The 22,108-nt window shown below is 71.4% G+C and carries 19 protein-coding genes and 2 pseudogenes; 9 read left to right on the plus strand and 12 right to left on the minus strand.

Features of this window, described 5'->3' with window-relative positions; all coding sequences use genetic code 11:
* Nucleotides 1-16 precede the first annotated feature (16 nt).
* A complete protein-coding gene (locus ACN6LD_RS35665; protein WP_445045326.1) occupies nt 17-1,486 on the minus strand; it encodes an aldehyde dehydrogenase family protein in 1,470 nt (489 codons plus the stop codon).
* A 218-nt stretch (nt 1,487-1,704) separates the two neighbouring features.
* On the opposite strand from ACN6LD_RS35665, the gene purU reads away from it, so the two are divergent.
* The gene (gene purU / locus ACN6LD_RS35670; protein ID WP_319187655.1) at nt 1,705-2,577 is read left to right on the plus strand and encodes a formyltetrahydrofolate deformylase; all 873 of its coding nucleotides are present in this window, start codon (nt 1,705-1,707) and stop codon (nt 2,575-2,577) included.
* A gap of 89 nt (nt 2,578-2,666) precedes the next feature.
* Here purU and ACN6LD_RS35675 read toward each other — a convergent pair whose 3' ends face one another.
* Together ACN6LD_RS35675 and betA are read right to left on the minus strand one after the other, a co-directional pair.
* Nucleotides 2,667-3,503 carry a methylenetetrahydrofolate reductase gene (locus ACN6LD_RS35675; RefSeq protein ID WP_319187657.1) on the minus strand — a complete coding sequence of 279 codons (837 nt, stop codon included), beginning with the start codon at nt 3,501-3,503 and terminating at the stop codon, nt 2,667-2,669.
* Nucleotides 3,504-3,507: 4 nt separating this feature from the next.
* Entirely contained in the window at nt 3,508-5,175 is a 1,668-nt protein-coding gene (betA, locus tag ACN6LD_RS35680; RefSeq protein ID WP_445045327.1) for a choline dehydrogenase, read from the minus strand.
* A 203-nt stretch (nt 5,176-5,378) separates the two neighbouring features.
* On the opposite strand from betA, the gene ACN6LD_RS35685 reads away from it, so the two are divergent.
* Nucleotides 5,379-6,125, plus strand: coding sequence for an IclR family transcriptional regulator (locus ACN6LD_RS35685; protein ID WP_319187724.1), 747 nt, complete (start codon nt 5,379-5,381; stop codon nt 6,123-6,125).
* Nucleotides 6,126-6,143: 18 nt separating this feature from the next.
* Here ACN6LD_RS35685 and ACN6LD_RS35690 read toward each other — a convergent pair whose 3' ends face one another.
* The 8 genes from ACN6LD_RS35690 to ACN6LD_RS35725 all read right to left on the minus strand — a co-directional run bounded on the left by ACN6LD_RS35690 (nt 6,144) and on the right by ACN6LD_RS35725 (nt 12,549).
* On the minus strand, nt 6,144-7,274 hold the full coding sequence (locus ACN6LD_RS35690; RefSeq protein ID WP_319187661.1) for an aromatic ring-hydroxylating oxygenase subunit alpha: 1,131 nt from the start codon (nt 7,272-7,274) through the stop codon (nt 6,144-6,146).
* Nucleotides 7,275-7,404: 130 nt separating this feature from the next.
* Nucleotides 7,405-8,568 (minus strand): NAD(P)/FAD-dependent oxidoreductase, encoded by a 1,164-nt coding sequence (locus ACN6LD_RS35695; protein WP_319187663.1) that lies wholly within the window; start codon nt 8,566-8,568, stop codon nt 7,405-7,407.
* Complete coding sequence (locus ACN6LD_RS35700) at nt 8,565-8,927, minus strand: bifunctional 3-phenylpropionate/cinnamic acid dioxygenase ferredoxin subunit (protein WP_319187665.1); 363 nt, start codon at nt 8,925-8,927, stop codon at nt 8,565-8,567. The genes ACN6LD_RS35695 and ACN6LD_RS35700 overlap by 4 nt, the downstream gene beginning before the upstream one ends.
* Nucleotides 8,928-9,221: 294 nt before the next feature.
* Nucleotides 9,222-9,854, minus strand: a complete 633-nt coding sequence (locus ACN6LD_RS35705; protein WP_319187667.1) for an MBL fold metallo-hydrolase — start codon at nt 9,852-9,854, stop codon at nt 9,222-9,224.
* The gene (locus tag ACN6LD_RS35710; protein WP_319187669.1) at nt 9,854-10,939 is read right to left on the minus strand and encodes an S-(hydroxymethyl)mycothiol dehydrogenase; all 1,086 of its coding nucleotides are present in this window, start codon (nt 10,937-10,939) and stop codon (nt 9,854-9,856) included. The genes ACN6LD_RS35705 and ACN6LD_RS35710 overlap by 1 nt, the downstream gene beginning before the upstream one ends.
* Nucleotides 10,940-11,196: 257 nt before the next feature.
* Entirely contained in the window at nt 11,197-11,652 is a 456-nt protein-coding gene (locus ACN6LD_RS35715) for a DUF3618 domain-containing protein (protein ID WP_319187671.1), read from the minus strand.
* A complete protein-coding gene (locus tag ACN6LD_RS35720; RefSeq protein WP_319187673.1) occupies nt 11,649-12,092 on the minus strand; it encodes a phage holin family protein in 444 nt (147 codons plus the stop codon). Before ACN6LD_RS35720 ends, ACN6LD_RS35715 begins: the two co-directional genes overlap by 4 nt.
* A gap of 139 nt (nt 12,093-12,231) precedes the next feature.
* Nucleotides 12,232-12,549, minus strand: coding sequence for an alpha-amylase (locus ACN6LD_RS35725; RefSeq protein WP_319187674.1), 318 nt, complete (start codon nt 12,547-12,549; stop codon nt 12,232-12,234).
* A 335-nt stretch (nt 12,550-12,884) separates the two neighbouring features.
* Here ACN6LD_RS35725 and ACN6LD_RS35730 point away from each other — a divergent pair, with 335 nt between their 5' ends.
* A complete protein-coding gene (locus tag ACN6LD_RS35730) occupies nt 12,885-13,352 on the plus strand; it encodes an excalibur calcium-binding protein (protein WP_319187675.1) in 468 nt (155 codons plus the stop codon).
* A gap of 41 nt (nt 13,353-13,393) precedes the next feature.
* Here ACN6LD_RS35730 and ppk2 read toward each other — a convergent pair whose 3' ends face one another.
* Complete coding sequence (gene ppk2, locus ACN6LD_RS35735; protein WP_319187677.1) at nt 13,394-14,356, minus strand: polyphosphate kinase 2; 963 nt, start codon at nt 14,354-14,356, stop codon at nt 13,394-13,396.
* Between the two features lie 167 nt (nt 14,357-14,523).
* Here ppk2 and ACN6LD_RS35740 point away from each other — a divergent pair.
* From ACN6LD_RS35740 to ACN6LD_RS35765, 6 genes and pseudogenes are all read left to right on the plus strand, one after another.
* Nucleotides 14,524-14,982: pseudogene (locus tag ACN6LD_RS35740) on the plus strand (MSMEG_6728 family protein); the annotation flags it as partial.
* 130 nt (nt 14,983-15,112) lie between these two features.
* Complete coding sequence (locus tag ACN6LD_RS35745) at nt 15,113-16,291, plus strand: YihY/virulence factor BrkB family protein (RefSeq protein ID WP_445045328.1); 1,179 nt, start codon at nt 15,113-15,115, stop codon at nt 16,289-16,291.
* Between the two features lie 134 nt (nt 16,292-16,425).
* Nucleotides 16,426-17,538: a sugar ABC transporter substrate-binding protein gene (locus ACN6LD_RS35750; RefSeq protein WP_445045329.1), complete on the plus strand. Its 1,113-nt coding sequence runs from the start codon at nt 16,426-16,428 to the stop codon at nt 17,536-17,538.
* Between the two features lie 33 nt (nt 17,539-17,571).
* Nucleotides 17,572-18,351 (plus strand): ATP-binding cassette domain-containing protein, encoded by a 780-nt coding sequence (locus ACN6LD_RS35755; RefSeq protein ID WP_319187683.1) that lies wholly within the window; start codon nt 17,572-17,574, stop codon nt 18,349-18,351.
* On the plus strand, nt 18,348-19,616 hold the full coding sequence (locus tag ACN6LD_RS35760; protein WP_415924826.1) for a sugar ABC transporter permease: 1,269 nt from the start codon (nt 18,348-18,350) through the stop codon (nt 19,614-19,616). Before ACN6LD_RS35755 ends, ACN6LD_RS35760 begins: the two co-directional genes overlap by 4 nt.
* A 195-nt stretch (nt 19,617-19,811) precedes the next feature.
* A pseudogene (locus ACN6LD_RS35765) lies at nt 19,812-21,981 on the plus strand (TerD family protein).
* Nucleotides 21,982-22,108 lie beyond the last annotated feature (127 nt).

Raw genomic sequence — 22,108 nt, forward strand, 5'->3', positions numbered from 1 at the left:
GACCTCATTTCGGCGTTCAGCCGCGGAACCAGCGCTGCGGCCGGGGTTGGATGTTCTGCCAGATGTGCTTGGGCTCGCGGTACTCGCTCAGACCGGACGGTCCGAGCTCCCGGCCCACTCCCGAATGCCCGAAGCCACCCCACTCCGCCTGCGGCACATAGGGGTGGTAGTCGTTGATCCACACCGTGCCGTGCCGCAGCCGCCGGGCGACCCGCTGGGCTTTGCCGGCGTCCTGCGTCCAGACGGCGCCGGCGAGTCCGTACTCGGTGTCGTTGGCGATGCGCACGGCGTCGTCCTCGTCGGTGAAGCGCTCGACGGTGAGCACCGGGCCGAAGGACTCCTCGTGGACCACGCGCATGTCCTGCCGGCACTCGTCGAGGACGGTGGGCGGGTAGTAGTGGCCGCCCGCGAGGGCCGGCTCGCCGGGGCGTTTTCCGCCGCAGCGCAGGATCGCGCCTTCGGCGAGGCCCGCCGCGACGTACGCCTCGACCTTCTCCAGGTGCTGTGCGGAGATCAGGGCTCCGGTCTCGGCCTCGGGATCGAAGGGACCGCCGAGGCGGATCAGCCGGGCGCGGCGGACGATCTCGTCGACGAGACGGTCGTGCAGGCCGTCCTCGACGATCAGGCGGGCGCCGGCCGAGCAGACCTGTCCGGAGTGCAGGAAGACGGCTGTCAGGGCGAAGTCCACGGCCGTCTCGAAGTCGGCGTCGGCGAAGACGACGTTGGGGTTCTTGCCGCCGAGTTCGAGCGCCACCTTCTTCACGGTCGAGGCGGCGGTGGCCATGATGCGCCTGCCGGTGGCGAGACCGCCGGTGAAGGAGACCATGTCGACCGCGGGGTCCTCGGAGAGCGGTGCGCCGACCTCGGGGCCGGCGCCCAGCACGAGGTTGGCGGCGCCGGCCGGGAGTCCGGCCTCCTCCAGCGCCTTCATCAGCAGGATCGAGGTGGAGGGGGTCAGCTCGCTGGGCTTGAGGACGATGGTGTTGCCCGCGGCGAGGGCCGGGGCGACCTTCCAGGAGGCCTGCAGCAGCGGGTAGTTCCACGGGGTGATCAGGGCGCACACGCCGATCGGCTCGTACACCACACGGCTGACGGCGTCGTCGCGGCCGGTGTCGATGACGCGGCCCGCGTCGGTTCCGGCGATCCCGCCGTAGTAACGGAAGCAGGAGACGACGTCGGCGATGTCGTACTCGCTCTCCACGAGCCGCTTCCCGGTGTCCAGCGACTCGGCGCGGGCGAAGACCCCGGCGTCGCGCTCGATCAGGTCGGCGGTGCGCAGCAGCAGGGCGCCGCGCTCACGCTCGGGGGTGCGCGGCCAGGGTCCTTCGTCGAAGGCGCGGCGGGCGGCGGCGATCGCCGCCTCGGCGTCGGGGCGCGTCCCCTCGGAGACGGTCACGGCGAGCGTGCCGTCGGCGGGGCAGCGGATGTCCCTGCGCCCGCCGGCCAGCGGGTCCCGCCATTCTCCAGCCACATACAGGTCTGCCACGCCCCGAGCCTTTCAAGAGAACTTCGTTGCGCATTGTGCACCCAATTGCTTGTGGTGGAACACCTTTGCGAATGTCCAGACGCACGTCAAGGGGTTGGCAGATGACGATTTCGCTCGGCGAGCAGTTGTGGGGCCGCCCTTGACCGGACGGGGCGCCGCATCGACCATGTTGCGTATCGCTCACCATGTTGTGCATTACGCACCGACGGAGGCCGCACATGTCCCCTCGACCGCAACCTGGCCGTGAGTACGTCCTGACGCTCTCGTGTCCCGACAGAGCGGGTCTGGTCCACGCCGTGAGCGGCTTCCTCGTCCGCAACTCCGGAAACATCCTGGAAAGCCAGCAGTTCGACGACCGACTCCAGGACCGATTCTTCATGCGGGTCCACTTCGACGTCTCCGACCCGGACGTGGACCTGGACGCCCTGCGTCACCGCTTCGGCCCGGTCGCCGAGGCCTACCGGATCTCCTGGACGCTGCGCGACGCCTCGACGCCGACCCGGACGCTCATCATGGTGTCCCGGTTCGGCCACTGCCTGAACGATCTGCTGTTCCGCCGGCGCACCGGCGCCCTCAACATCGAGATCCCGGCGATCGTCTCCAACCACCGGGACTTCGAAGGCCTCGCGGACACCTACGGCATCCCCTTCCACCACCTGCCGGTGACCCGGGACGGCAAGGCCGAGGCCGAGGCGCGACTGCTGGAGCTGGTTCGCGAGCTGGACGTGGACCTGGTCGTGCTGGCCCGCTACATGCAGATCCTCTCCGACGACCTGTGCAAGCAGCTCGAGGGTCGCGCCATCAACATCCACCACTCCTTCCTGCCCAGCTTCAAGGGCGCTCGCCCCTACGAGCAGGCCTACGACCGCGGGGTGAAGCTCGTCGGCGCGACCGCCCACTACGTGACGCCGGACCTGGACGAGGGGCAGATCATCGAGCAGGACGTGGTCCGGGTGGATCATTCGCTGGACCCCGGCGAGCTGGTCACCGTGGGGCGGGACGTGGAGGCGCAGGTCCTCGCGCACGCCGTGAAGTGGCACAGCGAGAGCCGCGTGATGGTGTACGGCAACCGCACGGTGGTCTTCCGCTGAGCGGTACGGGCGCCACGCGTCGAGAGGAGGGGGCCGCAGGACGATCCGGCCCCCTCCTCTCGTATACGAACAACCCCGCACCGGTGCCGTCATCCGCCGAGGCGGTCCAGCAGGGCGCGGCGCCAGCGTTCGGTCTCGGCGATCTGGTTGAAGGTGAACAGGTGCAGGCCCGACACCCCTGCCGAGGGCGCGGTCAACGCCCCCTCGGCACGTCGCAGCAGCCGGTCCGGCGAGTAGCCGCCGGGCGCCGCGAAGCGCAGGAACCAGGAGGGGTGCCGGGCCAGGAAGCGCGTCGACTCCCCCACTCCGATCTTCGCGGCCATGGACAGCAGCCTGGCCCGCTGCACGGGCCCGGCGACCCCCACGTACAGCGGCAGCGTCACGCCCCGCCGGCGCACCCGGACGATCCACTCCCCGAGCAGCCGCGGGTCGAAGCAGAGGTTGCTGACCAGATAGGTGGCGTGCTCGCGTTTGTCCCACATGGCCTGGACGAGGACGTCGTCGTGGACCAGCGGATGGCTCTCGGGGTAGCCGGTGACGCCGACGTGGGCGAAGGGACTGCCCAGCTCGCCGAGCCTGCGCAGCACCGGGAGCGCCTCTCGGTAGGCCCCGGCGGGCGGGTCGGCGTCGCCCGCCGGGACGAAGACGTCGTCCACTCCCGCCTCGCGCAGCCGGTTCGCGACGTCCTTCAGGTGAGCGTCGTCGCGCAGCAGCCTCGCCGGCACGTGCGGGACGACGCGGTAGCCGTGGCCCGCGAGCCGGACGGCGAGGTCGACGGTCGGCTCCAGTCCCCTGACCGGCGAGGCCGTCACGGTGACGGCGATCCGGCGCGGAACGTGCGCCAGGACCTTGTCCTCGGTCGACCTCGCGGGCAGCACCTCGTAGCGGACGCCGTCCAGCAGCGCCGCGAGCCCTGAGCCGCCCAACCCCCTACTCCGCCCGCAGCTGCGCGTCGCGGTGGCGGTAGTAGGCCGCCGCCGACGGCGCCGCCGGCTTCTTGCCGAGGATGAGGTCGGCGGCCTTCTCGGCGATCATCATGACGGGGGCGTAGATGTTGCCGTTCGTGACGTACGGCATGACCGAGGCGTCCACCACCCGCAGGCCCTCCAGGCCGTGCACGCGCATGCTCGCCGGGTCGACGACCGCCATCTCGTCGGTGCCCATCTTGCAGGTGCAGGACGGGTGCAGGGCCGTCTCGCCCTCCTCGGCGACCCAGGCGAGGATCTCCTCGTCCGACTCCACCTTCGGTCCGGGGGAGATCTCCCCGTCGTTGTACGGGGCGAGGGCCGGCTGGTCGAGGATCCTGCGGGCCACCCGGATCGCCTCGACCCATTCGCGGCGGTCCTGCTCGGTGGAGAGGTAGTTGAAGCGCAGTGCCGGATGTTCGCGGGGGTCCTTGCTCTTGATCTTCACCGAGCCGATGGCGTCGGAGTACATCGGACCCACGTGCACCTGGTAGCCATGGCCGCCGGAGGGCGAGGAGCCGTCGTAGCGGACGGCGATGGGCAGGAAGTGGAACATCAGGTTGGGGTAGTCCACGTCCTCGTTGCTTCGGGCGAAGCCGCCGGCCTCGAAGTGGTTGGTGGCCGCAGGCCCCCTGCGGAAGAGCCACTGCAGCCCGATGAAGGGGGCGCGCCATTTCGCCATGTAGGGCTGCATCGACACCGGCTGCCGGCAGGCGTACTGGACGTAGACCTCCAGGTGGTCCTGCATGTTCTCGCCGACGCCCGGGAGGTCGTGGACGACGTCGACGCCGAGGGCGCGCAGTTCCTCCGCATTGCCGACGCCGGAGAGCTGCAGCAACTGGGGGGAGTTGATCGCGCCGCCGCAGAGGATGACCTCCTTGGCGCGCACCTGCTGGAGCGGGCCCCGGCCGCGCCGGTACTCGACCCCGACGGCCCGCTTGCCCTCGAAGAGGACGCGGGTGACGAGCGAGCGGGTGCGGACGGTGAGGTTGGGGCGCTTGCGGACGGGCTTGAGGTAGGCCTTCGAGGCCGACAGCCGGCGGCCGCGGTGGACGTTGCGGTCGAACTTGGCGAAGCCCTCCTGGCGGTAGCCGTTGACGTCGTCCGTGGGGGCGTAACCGGCCTCCTCGGTGGCCTTGAGGAAGGCGCCGAACAACGGGTTGGAGGCGGGCCCGCGTTCCAGGACGAGGGGGCCGTCGTGGCCGCGGAACTCGTCGTCGGGGTCGGCCGCGAGGCAGTTCTCCATCCGCCGGAAGTAGGGCAGGCAGTGCGCGTAGTCCCAGGTCTCCATCCCGGGATCGGCGGCCCAGCGCTCGTAGTCCATGGGGTTGCCGCGCTGGAAGATCATGCCGTTGATGCTGCTCGAGCCGCCCAGCACCTTGCCGCGCGCGTGGTAGACGCGCCGCCCGCCCATGTGCGGTTCCGGCTCGGACTCGTACTTCCAGTCGTAGAACCGGCTGCCGATCGGATAGGTGAGCGCGGCCGGCATGTGGATGAAGACGTCCCACGGGTAGTCGGACCGGCCGGCCTCCAGGACCAGCACCCGGTGGGCCGGGTCCGCGGAGAGTCTGTTCGCCAATGCGCTGCCGGCCGAACCGCCGCCGACGATGACGAAGTCGTACTGCGTAGCCATGGTGCCTCGTCTCGCTCGCGCCGTAGATACGGGACGCATGCTAGTACCGGTCCCGCCATACGCACCAGGTTGCGTGCCACGCAACTTCCGATGTCCGGGTTCCGGGCCCCGACACTTGCAATCGCGTTGTTTACTGCGCGTATAGTTTCGCTGTGAGCAACTACAGCCTTGACACAGAAACATCCACTCCCCAGGCCGGTGGCGTGCAGTCGGTCGACCGCGCCATCAGCGTCCTGGAGATCCTGGCCCAGCGCGGCGAGGCGGGCGTCAGCGAGGTCGCGGCCGAGATCGACGTTCACAAGTCCACCGCGTTCCGCCTGCTGGGCGCCCTGGAAGCGCGCGGACTGGTGGAACAGGCCGGCGACCGCGGCAAGTACCGACTCGGCTTCGGGATCGTCCGTCTGGCCGGCGCGGTCACCGGGCGGATCGACCTCACCCAGCAGGGCCGCCCGGTGTGCGAGGAACTGGCGGAGGAGATCGGCGAGACGGTCAACATCGCCGTGCTCCAGGAGCACTACGCGGTCAACCTCTACCAAGTGCGCGGCCCCGGCGCCGTCACCGCGCAGAACTGGGTCGGCCAGCTGACCCCGCTGCACGCCACCTCGAGCGGCAAGATCCTGCTGGCCCACCTGCCGGCCAAGCAGCGCACCGCGCTGCTCGCCGAGGCGGGCCTGAAGAAGGTCACCCCGCACACCATCACGGCGAAGACGAAGCTCGAGCGGAACCTGGCCGAGGCCCGGGAGCGCGGTTACGCCTGGGCCCGGGAGGAGCTGGAGATCGGCCTGCACGCCATGGCCGCGCCGATCCGCAACCGGGAGGGCGACGTGATCGCCGCCGTGAGCGCCTCCGGGCCCTCCTACCGGTTCACCGAGGAACGTCTGCACGAACTGGCTCCGGTGCTGCTGAAGGGCGCGGAGGAGATCAGTCACCGCATGGGCTACCTGGGCTGAGCCGCGCGGCGGCCGCCGTCACGCCCGCCGGGTGCCGAGCCGCTCGTGCACCCAGTCGTGGAAGGCGCCTATGTGGTGCTCGCTGGGCACCAGCACGCCCCCCTTGGCGTACATCCGCGAGCTCATCCCGGGCTGGGTGCGCTCACAGGCGTCGAAGTCCTGCCGGTTGACCCGGTCGAAGAGCTCCACGGACCGGCTGACGTCCTTGCCGCTCTCGACGACGTGCGGCAGGTAGAGCCAGTCGCACTCGACGATCGTGCGGTCGACCGCCACCGGGTACATGCGGTGGAAGATCACATGGTCCGGCACGAGGTTGATGAACACCTGCGGCCGCACGGTGATCGCGTAGTAGCGGCGGTCCTGGTCGTCCGCGACGCCGGGGATGCGGTCCAGGCCCTCCGAGCCGTCCACGGTGAACCCCTGGACCTCCGCGCCGAACTCGGCGCCGTGGCCCACGTAGTACTGCGCGGCGTAGCCGTCGGCGAACTCCGGCAGGACCTCGGTCAGTTCCGGGTGGATCGTGGCGCAGTGGTAGCACTCCATGAAGTTCTCGATGATGAGCTTCCAGTTCGCCTTGACGTCGTAGACGATCCGCCGGCCCACCGACAGGTTGTCGATGTCGTAGTGCTCGATCGACTCCACGTCCCCCAGCCGGCTGACGACGTCGCCGATCACCTCCTCCTCGAAGGAGGGCGGGTTCTCCGCCAGACACACCCAGACGTAGCCGAGCCATTCCCGGGTGGCCACGCTCACCAGGCCGAACTCGGTGCGGCCGACGTCAGGCATCTTGGTCAGGTTCGGCGCCGCGACGAGTTTGCCGTTCAGGTCGTAGGTCCACGCGTGGTACGGGCATTGGAAGGCCCGCTTCACCTCGCCCGACTCCTCGGTGCACAGCTTGGCCCCGCGGTGCCGGCAGACGTTGAAGTACGCGCGGACGGAGTGGTCACGGGCGCGGGTGACCAGGATGCTCTCGCGGCCGACGTCGACGGTGCGGAAGGCGCCCGGCTTCGCCAGTTCGGAGGCGCGCGCGACGCAGAACCACATCGTCTCGAAGATGCGCTCCTGCTCCTGGGCGAAGATCCCGGGATCGGTGTAGGAGGAGCCGGAGAGGGTGGCGATCAGACTGTCCGGCAGGCTGGTCGAGGTCACGGTGCACTCCTCGGGGAACGTCGTGGAGGGGTCAGTCACGCGCCGGGAACAGCGACTCCGGACGGCGTTGGGTGTGGAACTGCGCCGCGGACCCGGTTGGTCGGCGGCCCGGTACGGCTCGTAGGCGGTGTCAGGCCGGCACGGCCGCGAGCTGCTTGCGCCAGCGGGTGAACAGCCGCGGCTGGTTCATCCCGAGTACGGCGACCGGCCGGCCCGCCCGCCGGTAGACGGCCAGGACGTTGCGGTCGCCCGGGGCGCCCTCCTCGATGCCCACGCTGTCGGCGCGGGCCGAGTGACCGGCGAACTGGATCTTCACGCGGTACTGGTCGGACCAGAAGTACGGCGGCTTCGGCAGGCCCGGTTCCGTCTCGCCCCAGGACAGCAGGGCCGCGACGGCGGCGTCCGGCCGCTCCCGCGCACCGGTCCAGTGCTCGACCCTGCGGTGCGCGCCGGTACGGGGGTCGTACCAGTTGGCGCAGTCGCCGACGGCCACCACCCCGCCCAGTCCGGTCCGGCCGTCGGCGCCGCACTTGACGCCGTTGTCGAGCTCGACGCCGGATCCCTCCAGCCACTCGACGCACGGGCGGGCGCCCACACCGACCACCACGATGTCGGCGGGGACGCTGCTGCCGTCCTCGAGCAGGACGGCGTTGACACGCCGCTCCCCGCTGAGCCCCTTCACGCCCACGCCGCACCGCAGACGTACGCCGTGGTCCGCGTGGAGCCCGGACACGACGGCGCCCATGGTCTCGCCGAGCGCCGCGGCGAGCGGTGTCGCGGCCGCCTCGATCACCGTCACGTCGAGTCCGAGGGCGTATGCGGTGGAGGCGACCTCGGCGCCGATGAAACCGCCGCCGATCACCGCCAGCCGTCCGCCGGCGGCCAGCTCGTCCCGCAGGGCGCGTGCGTCGTCCAGGGTGCGCAGGACGTGGACGCCGGCCAGCCCTTCGGCGCCGGGCAGGGTGCGCGCGGCCGCGCCGGTCGCGATGACGAAACCGTCGGCGCGGACCTGCCGGCCGTCGGCGAGCCGGACGGCGCGCTCGCGGCGGTCGAGCCCGACGGCTCGGGCGCCCAGCAGCCATTCGGCCCCCAGGTCCTCGTCGTCCGTCTCCAGCGCGAGGTCGGCCTCCGTGACGGCGCCGGCGAGGAACTCCTTGGACAACGGGGGCCGGTCGTAGGGGCGGTGGAGTTCGTCGCCGATGACGACGAGCCGCCCGTCGTAGCCCTGTCCGCGCAGTGAGCGCGCCGCCGACAGTCCGGCGAGCGAGGCGCCCACCACGGCCACGGTTCTCACGCGGGGCCCGGGGCGAGCCGCGCCGCGATGCAGGGCGGCAGGTTGGGAGCGTCCATGGACAGCCGGACGTGGATCATGCCGTCCTCGACGACGACCTCGTGCGTCCGCACGGGGAGCTTGGCCGGCGGCGAGTCCACCGCGCCGGTCCTGAGATCGAACTTCGAGGCGTGCAGGGGGCATTCCACCTCGCAGCCCTCCAGCCAGCCGTCGGCGAGCGAGGCGTCCTGGTGGGTGCAGGTGTCGTCGATGGCGAAGAGCTCGCCGTCGTCGGTGTGGAACACCGAGACCGGCGGGTCGATGTCGAGCCGGTAGGCCTCGCCTCGCGGGAGATCGGCGAGACGGCACGCGGGAATCATCATGACACCTCGGTGCGTATAGCGAAACGGATTGCGGTAAGCGCAACATCAGTCTGGGGTCGCCCAGAATGCTTGTCAAGGCATCCAAGAGCCGGGACGGGTGACGAATTGGCGTTGCACATCATGGAACTCCAAGCGCGATAGGCAACAGAACGGGGGGCACCGTCGGGCAGGGCGGCCTCGCCCCGTGCCGGGCGGGGCCGACGGCAACGGCCCCGCCCCGCATCGGCACACGCGCGCGCCCGTCTGGACGTACCGACGAACCGGGAGCGGGCGCGCGTTCCACGCCGGCGGACGTCAGTGGCCCCGGTCGATCCACTCCTGCAGATGCGGGGCCTCCGCCGCGACGGTGGTCGTCTCCCCGTGACCGGTGTGCACGGTCGTGTCGCCCGGCAGGGTCAGCAGCCGGTCCCGGATGGAGCCGACGATGGTCGGGAAGTCGCTGTACGACCTCCCGGTCGCTCCCGGGCCGCCGGCGAAGAGCGTGTCCCCGCTGAAGAGGGCCCGTAGAGCGGGCGCATGGAGGCAGACCGCGCCCGGGGCGTGGCCCGGGGTGTGCAGCACGGTCAGCTCGACGCCGCCCACGGTGAGCACCTGCCCGTCGGCCAGCTCGCCGTCGGGCGCCCGGTCGGGGTGGGTCTGCTTCCACAGCGGCAGGTCGTCGCCGTGCAGCAGGATCGGGGCGCCGGTGCGGTCCGCGAGCGCCGGCGCGGCGTCGATGTGGTCGTTGTGGGCGTGGGTGCACACGATGGCCCGCAGGGTGCGCCCGCCGAGGGCGTCGGCGATGGCGTCGGCGTCGTGCGCGGCGTCGATGACCACCGCCTCCTCGGCGTCGCCGACGATCCACACGTTGTTGTCCACGTCCCAGACCCCGCCGTCCAGCGCGAACGTTCCCGAGGTGACGAGCCGTTCGACGGTGACGCCGGCCATCAGAAGGTCACCACCGAGCGCAGCACGTCGCCGCGGTGCATCCGCTCGAAGGCCTTCTCGACCTCGTCCAGGGCGATGGTCTCGGTGACGAAGGCGTCCAGGTCCAGACGGCCCTGGAGATAGAGGTCGATGAGCATCGGGAAGTCCCGGCTGGGCAGACAGTCGCCGTACCAGGAGGACTTGAGGGCGCCGCCGCGGCCGAAGACGTCCAGCAGCGGCAGTTCCAGCTTCATCTCGGGCGTCGGCACGCCGACGAGGACGACCGTGCCGGCCAGGTCGCGGGCGTGGAACGCCTGCAGGTACGTCTCCGGACGGCCCACGGCCTCGATCACCACGTCCGCGCCGAAGCCGCCGGTCAGCTCGCGGATCGCCTCGACCGGGTCGGTCTCCCTGGCGTTCACGGTGTGGGTCGCGCCCAGCTTCCGCGCGGTCTCCAGCTTGAGGTCGTCGATGTCCACCGCGACGATCCTCGACGCGCCCGCCAGGTTCGACCCGACGACCGCCGCCGCTCCCACGCCGCCGCAGCCGATGACCGCCACGCTGTCACCGCGCCCGACCTGTCCGGTGTTGATGGCCGCGCCGATGCCCGCCATCACGCCGCAGCCGAGCAGTCCGGCCGCGGCGGCGGAGGCTGCGCGGTCGACCTTGGTGCACTGTCCGGCCGCCACCAGCGTCTTCTCCGCGAACGCGCCGATGCCGAGGGCCGGCGAGAGTTCGGTGCCGTCCAGGAGGGTCATCCGCTGCTTCGCGTTGTGGGTGGCGAAGCAGTACCAGGGCCGGCCGCGCAGACAGGCCCGGCACTGCCCGCACACGGCACGCCAGTTGAGGATGACGAAGTCACCGGGGGCTACGTCGGTGACGCCCGCCCCCACGGCCTCCACCACTCCGGCGGCCTCGTGGCCGAGCAGGAAGGGGAAGTCGTCGCTGATGCCACCCTCGCGGTAGTGCAGATCGGTGTGGCAGACCCCGCAGGCCTCGACCTTCACCAGTGCCTCACCGGGACCCGGGTCCGGCACCACGATCGTTTCCAGGCTGACGGGGGCGCCCTTGCCCCGCGCGACGACGGCACGGACCTGGTGCGTCATGGCCACTCCTCGGCTGATACGAGAACTACGACAACTACGGGAACTGCGGGAACTGCGGGAACCCAAGAGCGCCTGCGAGAGCAGTCCTTGATGTTGCTTATTACGGCACACATCTCATGGATCGCAACAAGCATCGTGGAGGGCCGACCGGCGGTCAAGGAGTCGGCACGCCGCAGAAGTCGCCCGGGAGTCGCCCACGGACAGGAAAGGGCGCCGCCCGCTCGGTGAGCGTGGCGGCGCCCGGGGCGGCGTCGGGGTTACTTCCGGCCGCGTCGCAGGAGCAGGAAAGCGAGGGTGGCCGCCGCGGCGAGGCCGATGACCGCCTTGCGGTGGTCACGGACCGGCTCGGGCGCCTTGTCCTGCCACAGCTGTTCGGCCTGCTCCGCCCTGGTCCTGACCTGCCCCGCGGCCGCGGCCGCCTTGTCCTTCACCGGGGCGGGGACCTTGTCCTCCAGGGCGTGGGCCGCCTCGGCCGCCTTCGCCCTGGCCTGTTCCGACAGGTGTGTCGCCTTCGCGCCCGCCTGTTCCGACAGGTGGGTCGCCTTCGTGCTCGCCTGTTCCTTCAGCTCGGCGGCCTTCTCCTGGGCGCGGGCCTTCACATCCGTCTTCGCGGCCAGCGACTCGACCGTCGCGCCGAGTTCATGGCGCGTCCGCTCGACCCGGTGGCGCAGCTCGTCGGGGCCCGTGGGCTCGTTCTGGGAGGGCTGGGTCATCGTCGTGCACTCTCCTTGATCTCCGACACGTCGGCTTTCACGCTTTCCACGGCGCGCTCGGGCATCGGCGGGGCGGCCCGGCCGACCTGCTTCTTGCCGGTCAGCGCCAGCACGGCGGTGATCACCGCCAGCACGCCCGTGACGATCAGGGCGGCAGCCCACACCGGGAGCGGCACCGCGAGCCCGGCGATCGCGGCGGCGATCAGCGCCTGCAGGGTGAGGACGCCGAAGAGCCCCGCCCCGCCGAACAGTCCGCCGCCCTTGCCGTACCGCTTCCCCTTCTCGACCATCTCCGCCTGCGCGAGCCGCATTTCGCCGCGCACCAGCTCGCTCAGCTGCTGCGAGGCGCGTTGCACCAGTGCGCCGACCGACTCCCCGCCGTCCTCGGCGCTTCGGGCGCCGTGGTCGCCGGAGACGCCGTACCGGCCCGTCTCAGCCATCGTCATCACCCCTTTTCATCGTGCGGTGCCGGCCGAGTACCCGCCCACCGGCGAGAAAGGCATACGGACCGGGCAAATGGACCACTCTTACGGACCGGGCGACAGGGAGGCGCCTGGCTGCCGGGCCCGGGTGGCCGGATCAGGGGGCGGCGACCACGCAGGTGCGCACTCCGGTGACGTAGTTCAGCTGCGGCCCGTATCCGGCGAAGGTGGCCCGGTCGCCGGGTGCGATACGGCGGCAGGGCGCCGGCTGGCCGTCGAGGTACTCCACCGTGACGTCCTGGGTGGCCGCGCAGTCGTTGACGACGGTGGTGTAACGCCAGTCGGAGCTGTGGTGCACGCAGTCGGGCGCGGGCTCCGGGGCGTCGTCCGCGGCCCGGCCGGCGCCGGCGCCGGGGAGGAGCCAGGCGAGTGCGGCGACGGCGAGCACGCCCGCGCGCATCGGAGGACGAGTCATGGCATGCCCCTCGGGGGTCGGGAGGTGGTGAACGAGCGTCATCCTCACCGTCCCGACAGTTCTTGCGCAAAATCATGCAAGGAGTTTCAGCCGTGGTTCAGGGCTCAACCACCGGGGTTGTGATCCAGGGCTCGACCACCGAGCCCGCCTCGGCGCCGCAGGCTGCGGTTCGGTGGCTCCCGGCACGACCCACCGACCCCCCGGCCTGCGGAACCCGGGCATGACGACCGCCCGCGGCAGGGCGCGTGCACCCGGTTGGCCCCTCGCCTCGCGCGGCGACGCCGGTCGTTGCCTAGCGTCGAGGCGAAGGCCACCTCGGCCGGGAGGAGACGCCCATGCCACGCCGTGCCACCGTCGCAGGCATAGCCGCCGCGATCCTGACCGTCGCTCTGTTGAGCGGCGTCGCCCACGCCCAGGACCTGAACTGCGGCGACTTCACCTACCAGGAAGACGCCCAGGCCGTCTTCGACCAGGATCCCAGCGACCCCAACCGGCTCGACGAGGACCCGGGCCCGGACGACGGCATCGCCTGTGAGGCGCTTCCCCACCGGTCGCTGCCGACGCTGGTTCCCGCGACGAGCATCCCCGCACCGCGGCCGACCAGCCCCGCGCCGGTCGTCAGCAGTTCCGCGCCCGCCTCGAGCAGCCCGGCGCCGCTGCCCACCCTCGGCGTCCGGGGCGGCGTCGGCGGCGCGGTCACCGCCGGCCCGTCCGGCTGGGACGTCGGCATCGGCGCGACCCTCACCACGGCAGGCCTGTTGGCCGCGGCCGGCTGCCTGCGACGTCGACGGCGCCGTCTCTAGGGCCCTGACCTGCCGTTCACGACCGGGGCCTCCCGTCCGGATCAGGCCGTGCCGCCGGGATGCCGTCCGGGGCCCTCGGTCTGCGGGGTGAGCGGAGTCGGCGAGAGGACGGTGTCCTCCTCGCCCGGCTCCAGGAGGGTGGCCGCGGCGCCGACGATGAGCGGATCCGGACGGCCGACCGCGTCGGCGTCCTTGGCCGCGTACTCGACGCGGTGCAGGAGACTGCGCATGGCTTCGAGCCGGCCCCGTCGTTTGTCGTTGGTCTTGACGACCGTCCAGGGCGCATGGCCGGTGTCGGTGGCGCGGAACATCTCGACCTTGGCGGTGGTGTACTCGTCCCAGCGGTCCAGGGAGGCGAGATCGGTGGGCGACAGCTTCCACTGGCGCACCGGGTCGACCTGGCGGATCGCGAACCGCGTCCGCTGCTCGGCCCGGGACACCGAGAACCAGAACTTCACCAGGATGACGCCGTCCTCGACCAGCATGTCCTCGAAGAGCGGGCACTGCTTGAGGAAGAGCCCGTGTTCGCGTGGCGTGCAGAACCCCATGACCCGTTCGACCCCGGCCCGGTTGTACCAGGAGCGGTCGAAGAAGACCATCTCACCCGGTCCGGGGAGGTGGTCGACGTACCGCTGGAAGTACCACTGCCCCTTCTCGCGCTCCGTGGGCTGGGACAGCGCCACGATGCGGGCGCCCCGGGGGTTGAGCCGTTCGGTGAAGCGCTGGATGGTGCCGCCCTTGCCCGCCGCGTCCCGTCCTTCGCAGATCACGACCAGCCGACCGCCGGTGTCCTTGATCCAGCGCTGAAGTTTCAGCAACTCGATCTGCAGGACGCGCTTGGCGCGCTCGTACTCCGCGCGCCCGATCTTCCGGCTGTAGGGATAGTTCTCGCGCCACGTCGTGATGGGCCGGCCGGCGTCGTCGAGCAGCACCGGCTGTTCCGGGCGGCGGTCGTCCACTGTCAGCCCGTCGAGCAGTCGGTCCTCGGCCTCGTCACGGTCCATGCGGTCCGCGCCTCCCTGGTGTGCGTCGTGGTGGTCACCGTCGGCTTCCCCGGTGTCCCGGCGACATGTGGGTTCCGTGCCGGGGCCGACCCGAAACGCGCAGGCCGCGCACGCTCCGCGCCGGCCCGGTGTGCCGGTCGCGGCATCCGGGGTACGCGGAGCGGACCATGCAGACCTTTCTGCCGTATCCGGACTTCACCGCATCGGCCGCCGCCCTGGATCCGCGGCGACTGGGCAAACAGCGCGTGGAGGCGCTGCAGGTGCTGCGCGGCCTGACCGTCGCGGGCTACGGATGGCGCCATCATCCGGCGGTGCGCATGTGGACCGGCTACGAGGAGGCCCTGGTGCGCTACGGCCTCGAGATCTGCGGCGTCTGGACGGCGACCGGGCGCGCGGACACCTGCGCCGCCTCGCTGATGGCCGGGTTCGGCGGCCGACGGTCCGGCGTCCGCACCCAGGAGGAGCTCGCCGAGGCCCGCGAGCTGCCGCCGTGGCTGGGCGACGGACCGTTCCACCGCAGTCACCGGTCGGCGCTCGTACGCAAGGACCCGACGTTCTACACGGCACGGTTCCCGGACGTCCCCGACGATCTGCCGTACGTCTGGCCTGCGTCCGACCGCGGTGGCGGACGTCGGGAGCGCGGGCGGGCGCAGGCCGCCCGGGCACACGTCGCCGGCATCGCCCGGCCACCACCGCCGATGTCCGATATGTAGAAAATGTGCGCATAGGCCGTGTGAGGGCGGATACCCGAGCGGCATGGTCAGGACACTGAAGCTGCACGGACGGCACAACGGACACGGCACGGCCGCCCCCGAGGCGGGGAAGGGCGGGCCCCGCGGCACGGGGCCGGACGAACAGGTGGATGGGCAGGCCCACACCGCGGGGGCGAACGAGCAGGTGGATGGGCAGGCCCACACCGCGGGGGCGGACGAGCACGAGCAGGATCAGACCCACACCGCGGGGCCGGACGCACAGGTGGAGGAGCGGGCCCCGGACAGTCCGGCGAAACTGCCCGGACACACCTGGAAAGCAGTACTCAAAGGCACGCTCAAGGAGTTCAAGAAGGACGAGCTGACCGACCGGGCGGCGGCCCTCACCTACTACGGGATCCTGGCGCTCTTCCCGGCGCTGCTCGCACTCGTGTCCCTGCTGGGCATCATCGGGCAGTCGGCGACGCAGCAGGTGCTGGACAACATCCAAAAGCTCGCCCCGGGGCCCGCACAGGACATCCTGCGCAACGCCGTGCGGCAGATGCAGAGCGGCAGCGGGCTGGGCTCGGTCATGGCCATCGTCGGTCTGGTGCTCGCGGTGTGGTCGGCGTCCGGCTACGTCGCCGCATTCATCCGCAGCGCCAACGCGGTCTACGACGTCCCCGAGGGCCGGCCGGTCTGGAAGGTGCTGCCGGTCCGCGTCGGCGTCACCGTGGTCCTCATGGTGATGGCCGTGATCAGCGCGCTGATCGTGGTGTTCACCGGCGGACTCGCACGGCAGGCGGGCACCGCCCTCGGGGTGGGCGACGCCGGACTGACCGCGTGGTCGATCGCCAAATGGCCGGTACTGGTCGTTCTGGTCACGATGATGATCGCGCTGCTGTACTGGGCGACCCCGAACGCGCGGGTCCGCGGCTTCCGCTGGATCACTCCGGGGAGCTTCCTCGCGCTGCTCATCTGGATGATCGCCTCCGCCGGGTTCGCGCTCTACGTGGCGAACTTCGGGTCGTACAACAAGACGTACGGCACGCTCGCGGGCGTGATCGTCTTCCTGGTGTGGCTGTGGATCACCAACCTGGCGATTCTGCTGGGCCTGGAGTTCGACGCGGAGCTGGTGCGTCAGCGCGCCGTCGCCGGCGGCCACCCGGCCGACGAGGAGCCGTACGTCCAGCCGCGCGACACCCGCAAGTGGGACGAGGAGGACCATCGCCGCCTCGGCTCCTGACGTGCGGGCGCCTCAGACGCTCGCGACAGGCCGTTCGCCGACCGGAACGGGACAGGGCGGCAGACGTCACTACGCCGGGCAGGATTCGCTCACCATGGGATAAAATCTGACAAAAATTCCCTAAGGAACCGAAGATGGGTCCTCGTGTCAGCCTTCCGGCCGGGAAGGGCCGCTCCCTCGGCCGTGCGTTCATGGCGCTCACGGTCGCCGCCGTCCTGGCCCTGTCCGGGGCCTGCGCCGGGGACGGCGGAGGCAGCGGCGGGAAGGACGACCCCACGGTCGGACTGCTGCTCCCGGGCGGCGGCGCCTCCCGCTTCGGGCAGTTCGACCGGCCCCTGATCGCGAAGAAGCTGAAGGAACTGTGCCCGCACTGCCCGCTCACCGTCGCCGCCACGCCCGACCCGGCGGTCCAGCGGCAGCAGCTGGAATCCATGATCACGCGGGGGGTGGACGTGCTGATCGTCGCCGCCGTCGACCCGGAGCTGCTGCGCCCCTCGGTCGAGGCCGCGCACCGTGCCGACATTCCGGTCGTCGCCTACGACCGGCTCGCGCAGGGACCGATCTCCGGATACGTCACCTTCGACGGCGCACAGGTCGGCAGGCTCCAGGGCGAGGGGCTCCTGACAGGCATGGGGGCGAAGGCGGACGGCGGACAGATCGTCATGATGAACGGCGCGACGACCGACCCCAACGCCGCCTGGTTCAAGCGCGGAGCTCTCTCCGTCCTCCAGGGCAAGGTGAAGGTCGGCAAGTCCTACGACGTCGTCGGCTGGCGTCCGGAGAACGCCTTCGTCGACATGCGGAGCGCCATCGCCGCGCTGGGCGGAGACCGCATCGACGGCGTCCTCGCCGCCAACGACAGCCTCGCCGGCGCCGTGATCTCCGCACTTCGGGCCGCCGAGGTGCGTCCGCTGCCGCCGATCACCGGCCAGGACGCCGACCTCGTGGCCGTGCGCCGCATCGTCAGGGGCGACCAGTACATGACCGTCTACAAGCCGTTCAAGCCGGCCGCCGACGCGGCGGTCGAGATGGCCGTCGCGGTGGGACGCGGCGAGTCGGTCGGATCCATCGCCACCGACACCGTCAGCAACACCACCACGAAGGACATCCCCGCGGTCCTGCTCCCCGCCGTCCCCGTCACCGTCGGCACCATCGAGGAGACTCTGGTAAAGGATGGTATGTACACCATCGCTCAGATCTGTCCCCCGAGTCTGCGGACCGCCTGCGCCGAAGCCGGACTCATCTGACGGGCATTGCCGGAAACCGACAGGAGGTGGCCCGTGGCGGTTCAGCCCTTGCTGGCGCTGCGCGGCGTCTCCAAGCGGTTCGCCGCCGTCCAGGCGCTGGTGGACGTGGAGCTGGAGATCAGGGGCGGAGAGGTGGTCGCCCTGGTGGGCGACAACGCGGCCGGCAAGTCCACGCTCGTCAAGGTGATCTCGGGCGTCGGACCCGCCGACCGGGGCGTCATCGAGTGGCGCGGCACACCCATACAGATCAAGCGCCCCCAGGACGCCCAGCTGCTGGGCATCGCGACCGTCTACCAGGACCTCGCGATGTGCGACAACCTCGATGTCGTCGGGAACCTGTTCCTCGGCCGGGAGATCCACCGGCTCGGCGTCCTCGACGAGGTCGAGATGGAGCGCCGCACCCGCGATCTGCTGCACACCCTGTCCATCCGCATCCCCGACGTGCGGGTGCCCGTCGCCGGCCTGTCCGGCGGTCAGCGACAGGTCGTCGCGATCACCCGTTCGCTCCTCGGTGAGCCCCGGCTCCTCCTGCTGGACGAGCCCACCGCCTCCCTGGGCGTCGAGCAGACGAGTCAGCTCCTGGACCTCATCGAGCAGCTGCGCGACCGGGGCCTCGGGGTGCTCCTCATCAGCCACAACATGGGCGACATCAAGGCCGTCGCCGACCGGATCGCCGTCCTGCGCCTCGGACGCAACAACGGCGTGTTCGACGTGAACACCGCCTCCCAGGAGCAGATCATCGCCTCCATCACCGGCGCGTCGGACAACGCCGTCGGCCACCGCTCGACACGGGCCGAGGAGACCTGGCCGTGACGGGGAGGGAGAACGGGGCGCGCGCCGACGAGGACGCGCCCGACGCCGGACGGCTGCGCGACGGGCCACGGCGCGGCGTCGCAGCCCTCCGGGCGGGCGCCGACGCGGTGGTCCGCCGGCTGCACGCACACGACCTCGGCCCGGTCCCGGTCCTGCTCGCCCTCGTGGTGACCTGGACGATCTTCCAGATCCTCGACCCGAACTTCCTCTCGCCGCGCAACCTGTCCGTGCTCAGCGTGGACATCGTCGGCACCGGCATGATCGCCGTCGGGATCGTCTTCGTGCTGCTGATCGGCGAGATCGACCTGTCGGTGGGCTCGCTCGCCGGCCTCGCGGGCGCCGTCTTCGCGGCGCTCAACGTGAACCTCGGGATACCGGAGTGGCTCGCGGTGATCATCGCCGTGCTGTGCGGCGCGGCCGCCGGGGCGGTGCACGGGTTCTCCTTCGCCCGGATCGGCGTTCCCGCGTTCGTCGTCACCCTCGCGGGCCTGCTCGCCTGGAACGGCGTGATGCTCTACCTGCTGGGGACGGAGACCGCCATCAACTTCAGCGAGACCGGTCTGGTCGCCACGCTGACCAGCCGTTACTTCAGCGCCGCCGTCGTCACCTACGGCCTCGCCACGCTCGCCCCGGTCGCCTACCTCCTGGCCTCCCTCCGGGAGCGCAGACGCCGCGAAGCCGCCGGGATGCCCGGCCGGCCGGTGAGCGGGATCTGGGCGCGCGCGATCCTGCTCGCGATCGTCGCGTTCGCCGCCGTCCTGGTCCTGAACCGGTTCGAGGGGCTGCCGCTCGCCCTGCTGATCTTCCTCGCGGTCGTCGTCGCCTCGGACCTCTTCCTGCGTCGCACACCGTACGGCCGGCAGGTCCTCGCCCTGGGCGGCGGCGTGGAGGCGGCCCGGCGATCCGGCGTGGACGTGACGCGCGTGCGGATCGCGGTGTTCGTGGCGTCGGGGACGCTGGCGGCGGTCGGCGGCCTCTTCGTCGCGTCCCGGCTCACCTCGGCGAGCCAGGTGCCGGGCTCCGGCATGCTGCTGATCAACGCCATCGCCGCGGCCGTCGTAGGCGGCACCAGCCTGTTCGGCGGGCGCGGCTCGCCCTGGTCGGCGCTGCTGGGCGTGCTCATGATCCAGTCGATCGCCTCCGGCATGGCGCTGCTGGGAGTCGAGCCCCCGGTGCAGTTCATGGTCACCGGCGGGGTGCTGTACACCGCGGTGGTCCTCGACTCGCTGGCACGCCGCGCCGCGCACGCCCGGGGACGGCCCTGACAGCGCGGCACATCCGCAGGGCGACGCGATCCGCAGCGGCGCCGGATCTCCGAGCAGCCCGTCACTCCGACCCTCCCGGCCGATCCCGCCGTCCGAGCGGGGCGGTCTCCGCGCGGGCGGGGGCCGTTCGCCCATGGCCCCCCGGCGGCCGGAAACTCCTGTGCGCCCCTCGCACACCTCTGCGATCATCCCCGAATGGACGACGGTCTCGCATCGCTGGTCATCCGGCACACCCACCGCCTCCCCTCCCCCAAGGGCTCAGGCGGGGACGGCGCCACCGCCGCGCGGCAGTTCGACGCGGCCCTGACCACCGTGGGATTCAAGCTCTCGGCGGAGCTCCTGGAACGGCTCTCGCGGCTGTCCCGGGCCGCGGTCGTGCACACCGCACGGCGGACACTGCGCACCGTCGCCGAGATGACCGGCGACCACGTCCGGCACAACGCGTACTTCATCGACTTCCCGGCGAACGTGCCGGCCACGGAGGAGTTCTGGGCGCAGTGCGTGGCGAAGGCGCTCAGCGACGACTCCTCGCGCGGCCAGGTGCAGAAGCAGCTGCTCGACGGGGTGCTGAACCTGCTCAGCCTCCCCGCCTACGGCCGTTACCAGCACACCTACGAGGAGATGCTCGCGGCAGGACGAGCTCATCGCCTCGGCGGGCGACCGGGTGACCGTCCTGCACCTCGGCGGGGATCTCGACGACGAACTCAGCCACCTGTACCTCGAGTTGGCGGGCAGCAGGACGCCGCTGGGCGAGGACGGCCTGCACGACCTGAGAACCCTCGCCCAGCGGTGTGCGCTCGGCCCCCAGCCGGAGTCGATCCCGGTCAGGGAGAACCGGGCCGTCGTCAACGAGGCCCGTCTCGCCGTGGGCGCGGGCCTCCTGCTGGACACCGTCACCGATGTGCTGCGGCTGGCCTGCGCCCTGTCGGGCGGCGACGTGACGCTGCAGGAGCCGACCAGGTTCCGTGCGCTGCCGAGGCCGGCCCGTCGCGCGCTGCTCGCGGGCCTCGACGCCCTGGTCGCGGGGAACCCCGCCAAGCTGGCCGATGTGCACGCGCACCGCGAGCCCTTCAAACGGCTCGGTGAGCGGCTCCACCCGCACGAGTACCCCCGGTGGCCGCACGCCGCCGACGTGTTCGCCGTGGCGCGGGGCGAGAAGGAGGCTCGGTCCTTCGGCAGCCGTGTCGAGAAGCTGCTCGACGCGTCCGATCTCCTCGGTGCGGTGCGGTTGCTGGAGTCGGCTCCCGGCAGGCTGTTCCGGGCCCTGGACATGCTGGTGCGCGACGCCGCCGGCCAGGCGGAACGGGACGCGGTGGTGGCCGCCGCCGTGCGGGTCGCCCCGGAGGTCTCCGGCCGGGTCGTGCTCGCGGTGCGCGAGCACTTCCACAACCGGGAGCGGGAGAGCGACCGCCTGCGGGTCTTCGTCAACCGCCGGGGCCGGGCCTGGGTGAGGCCCGACGTCCGGAAACCCGTAGCGGCCGCCGACCGCGATCGCCTGGTCGACGCCCTCGACGCCGACCTGCGCCGCAGGCTCCCGGCGCCGGGCAGGCTGCTGCTCGACCCCGACGTGCTGGACGTGGCGCTCCCGCTCAGCGGCAGGGCCACCGCCGCCGGGCTGGGCGTTCTGCCGCGGGGGTCGGTCTCCGCGGTCACCGGCGACCGGCTGCGCTTCTTCGTGTACTGGAAGGAGGCCGAGCAGCGGACCGACTACGACCTCTCGGCGCAGCTTCTCCACGGCGACTACAGCACCGACTCGTGGCTCTCCTACACATCTCTCGAAGCCGTCGGGGGCACGCACTCGGGCGATGTCACCGAGGCGCCCGACGGGGCCTCGGAGTTCATCGACCTGTCCCTGGACCAGGTGCGCAGCGCGTTCATCGTCCCGCAGGTCAACATCTACACCGGCGAGGGCTTCGACGAGGTCGAGGAGTCGTTCTTCGGTTTCATGGTGCGCGACGCCGAGCAGAAGGGCCGGCCGTTCGAGCCGCGCACGGTGCGGATGAAGTCGGAGCTGCGCGGGGTGGGCCGCGTGGCGCTGCCGCTGGTGTTCCGGCGCGGGGACGACGGCCGTTGGCGGGCGAAGTGGCTCCACCTGTACCTGCGGGGCATGCCGTCGGCCAACCGGGTGGAGGAGAACCAGGCGTCGGTGTCCACGCTGGTGCGCGCGCTCGTGGAACGCGAACAGCTGACGGTGCGGTATCTGATCGGGCTGATGTCCGACGGCGCCACCGCCGTGGACCTCTGGGCCGGCGGGCCGGTGCCGGACGAACCCGTGACGTACATCGGCCTGGAACGTCCCGAGGGCCTGCGTCCCGGCTCCCGGGTCGTCACGCTCGAAAATCTGCGCGACCTGATCCCGGAGTGAGTGCTAGCGTCAGCGGCGGCGAGGCCATGAAGGGGCTTCCTTCTCAACTCTCCTTATGAAACCAGTCCTTTCGCTTTCCTCGCCTTCCACGTCGCTCGGGCGGCGCCCGCGCTCCTCGCGCGGGCCC

This window comes from Streptomyces sp. SAS_272 (assembly GCF_052543235.1).

Bases quoted from the DNA above. Each gene is read 5' to 3' on its own strand.
- ACN6LD_RS35710 (WP_319187669.1), bottom strand. From the start codon at position 10,939: ATGACGCACCAGGTCCGTGCCGTCGTCGCGCGGGGCAAGGGCGCCCCC.
- ACN6LD_RS35700 (WP_319187665.1), bottom strand. From the start codon at position 8,927: ATGATGATTCCCGCGTGCCGTCTCGCCGATCTCCCGCGAGGCGAGGCC.
- ACN6LD_RS35730 (WP_319187675.1), top strand. From the start codon at position 12,885: ATGCCACGCCGTGCCACCGTCGCAGGCATAGCCGCCGCGATCCTGACC.
- ACN6LD_RS35705 (WP_319187667.1), bottom strand. From the start codon at position 9,854: ATGGCCGGCGTCACCGTCGAACGGCTCGTCACCTCGGGAACGTTCGCG.
- purU (WP_319187655.1), top strand. From the start codon at position 1,705: ATGTCCCCTCGACCGCAACCTGGCCGTGAGTACGTCCTGACGCTCTCG.
- ACN6LD_RS35720 (WP_319187673.1), bottom strand. From the start codon at position 12,092: ATGGCTGAGACGGGCCGGTACGGCGTCTCCGGCGACCACGGCGCCCGA.
- betA (WP_445045327.1), bottom strand. From the start codon at position 5,175: ATGGCTACGCAGTACGACTTCGTCATCGTCGGCGGCGGTTCGGCCGGC.
- ACN6LD_RS35750 (WP_445045329.1), top strand. From the start codon at position 16,426: ATGGGTCCTCGTGTCAGCCTTCCGGCCGGGAAGGGCCGCTCCCTCGGC.
- ppk2 (WP_319187677.1), bottom strand. From the start codon at position 14,356: ATGGACCGTGACGAGGCCGAGGACCGACTGCTCGACGGGCTGACAGTG.
- ACN6LD_RS35715 (WP_319187671.1), bottom strand. From the start codon at position 11,652: ATGACCCAGCCCTCCCAGAACGAGCCCACGGGCCCCGACGAGCTGCGC.
- ACN6LD_RS35725 (WP_319187674.1), bottom strand. From the start codon at position 12,549: ATGACTCGTCCTCCGATGCGCGCGGGCGTGCTCGCCGTCGCCGCACTC.
- ACN6LD_RS35745 (WP_445045328.1), top strand. From the start codon at position 15,113: ATGGTCAGGACACTGAAGCTGCACGGACGGCACAACGGACACGGCACG.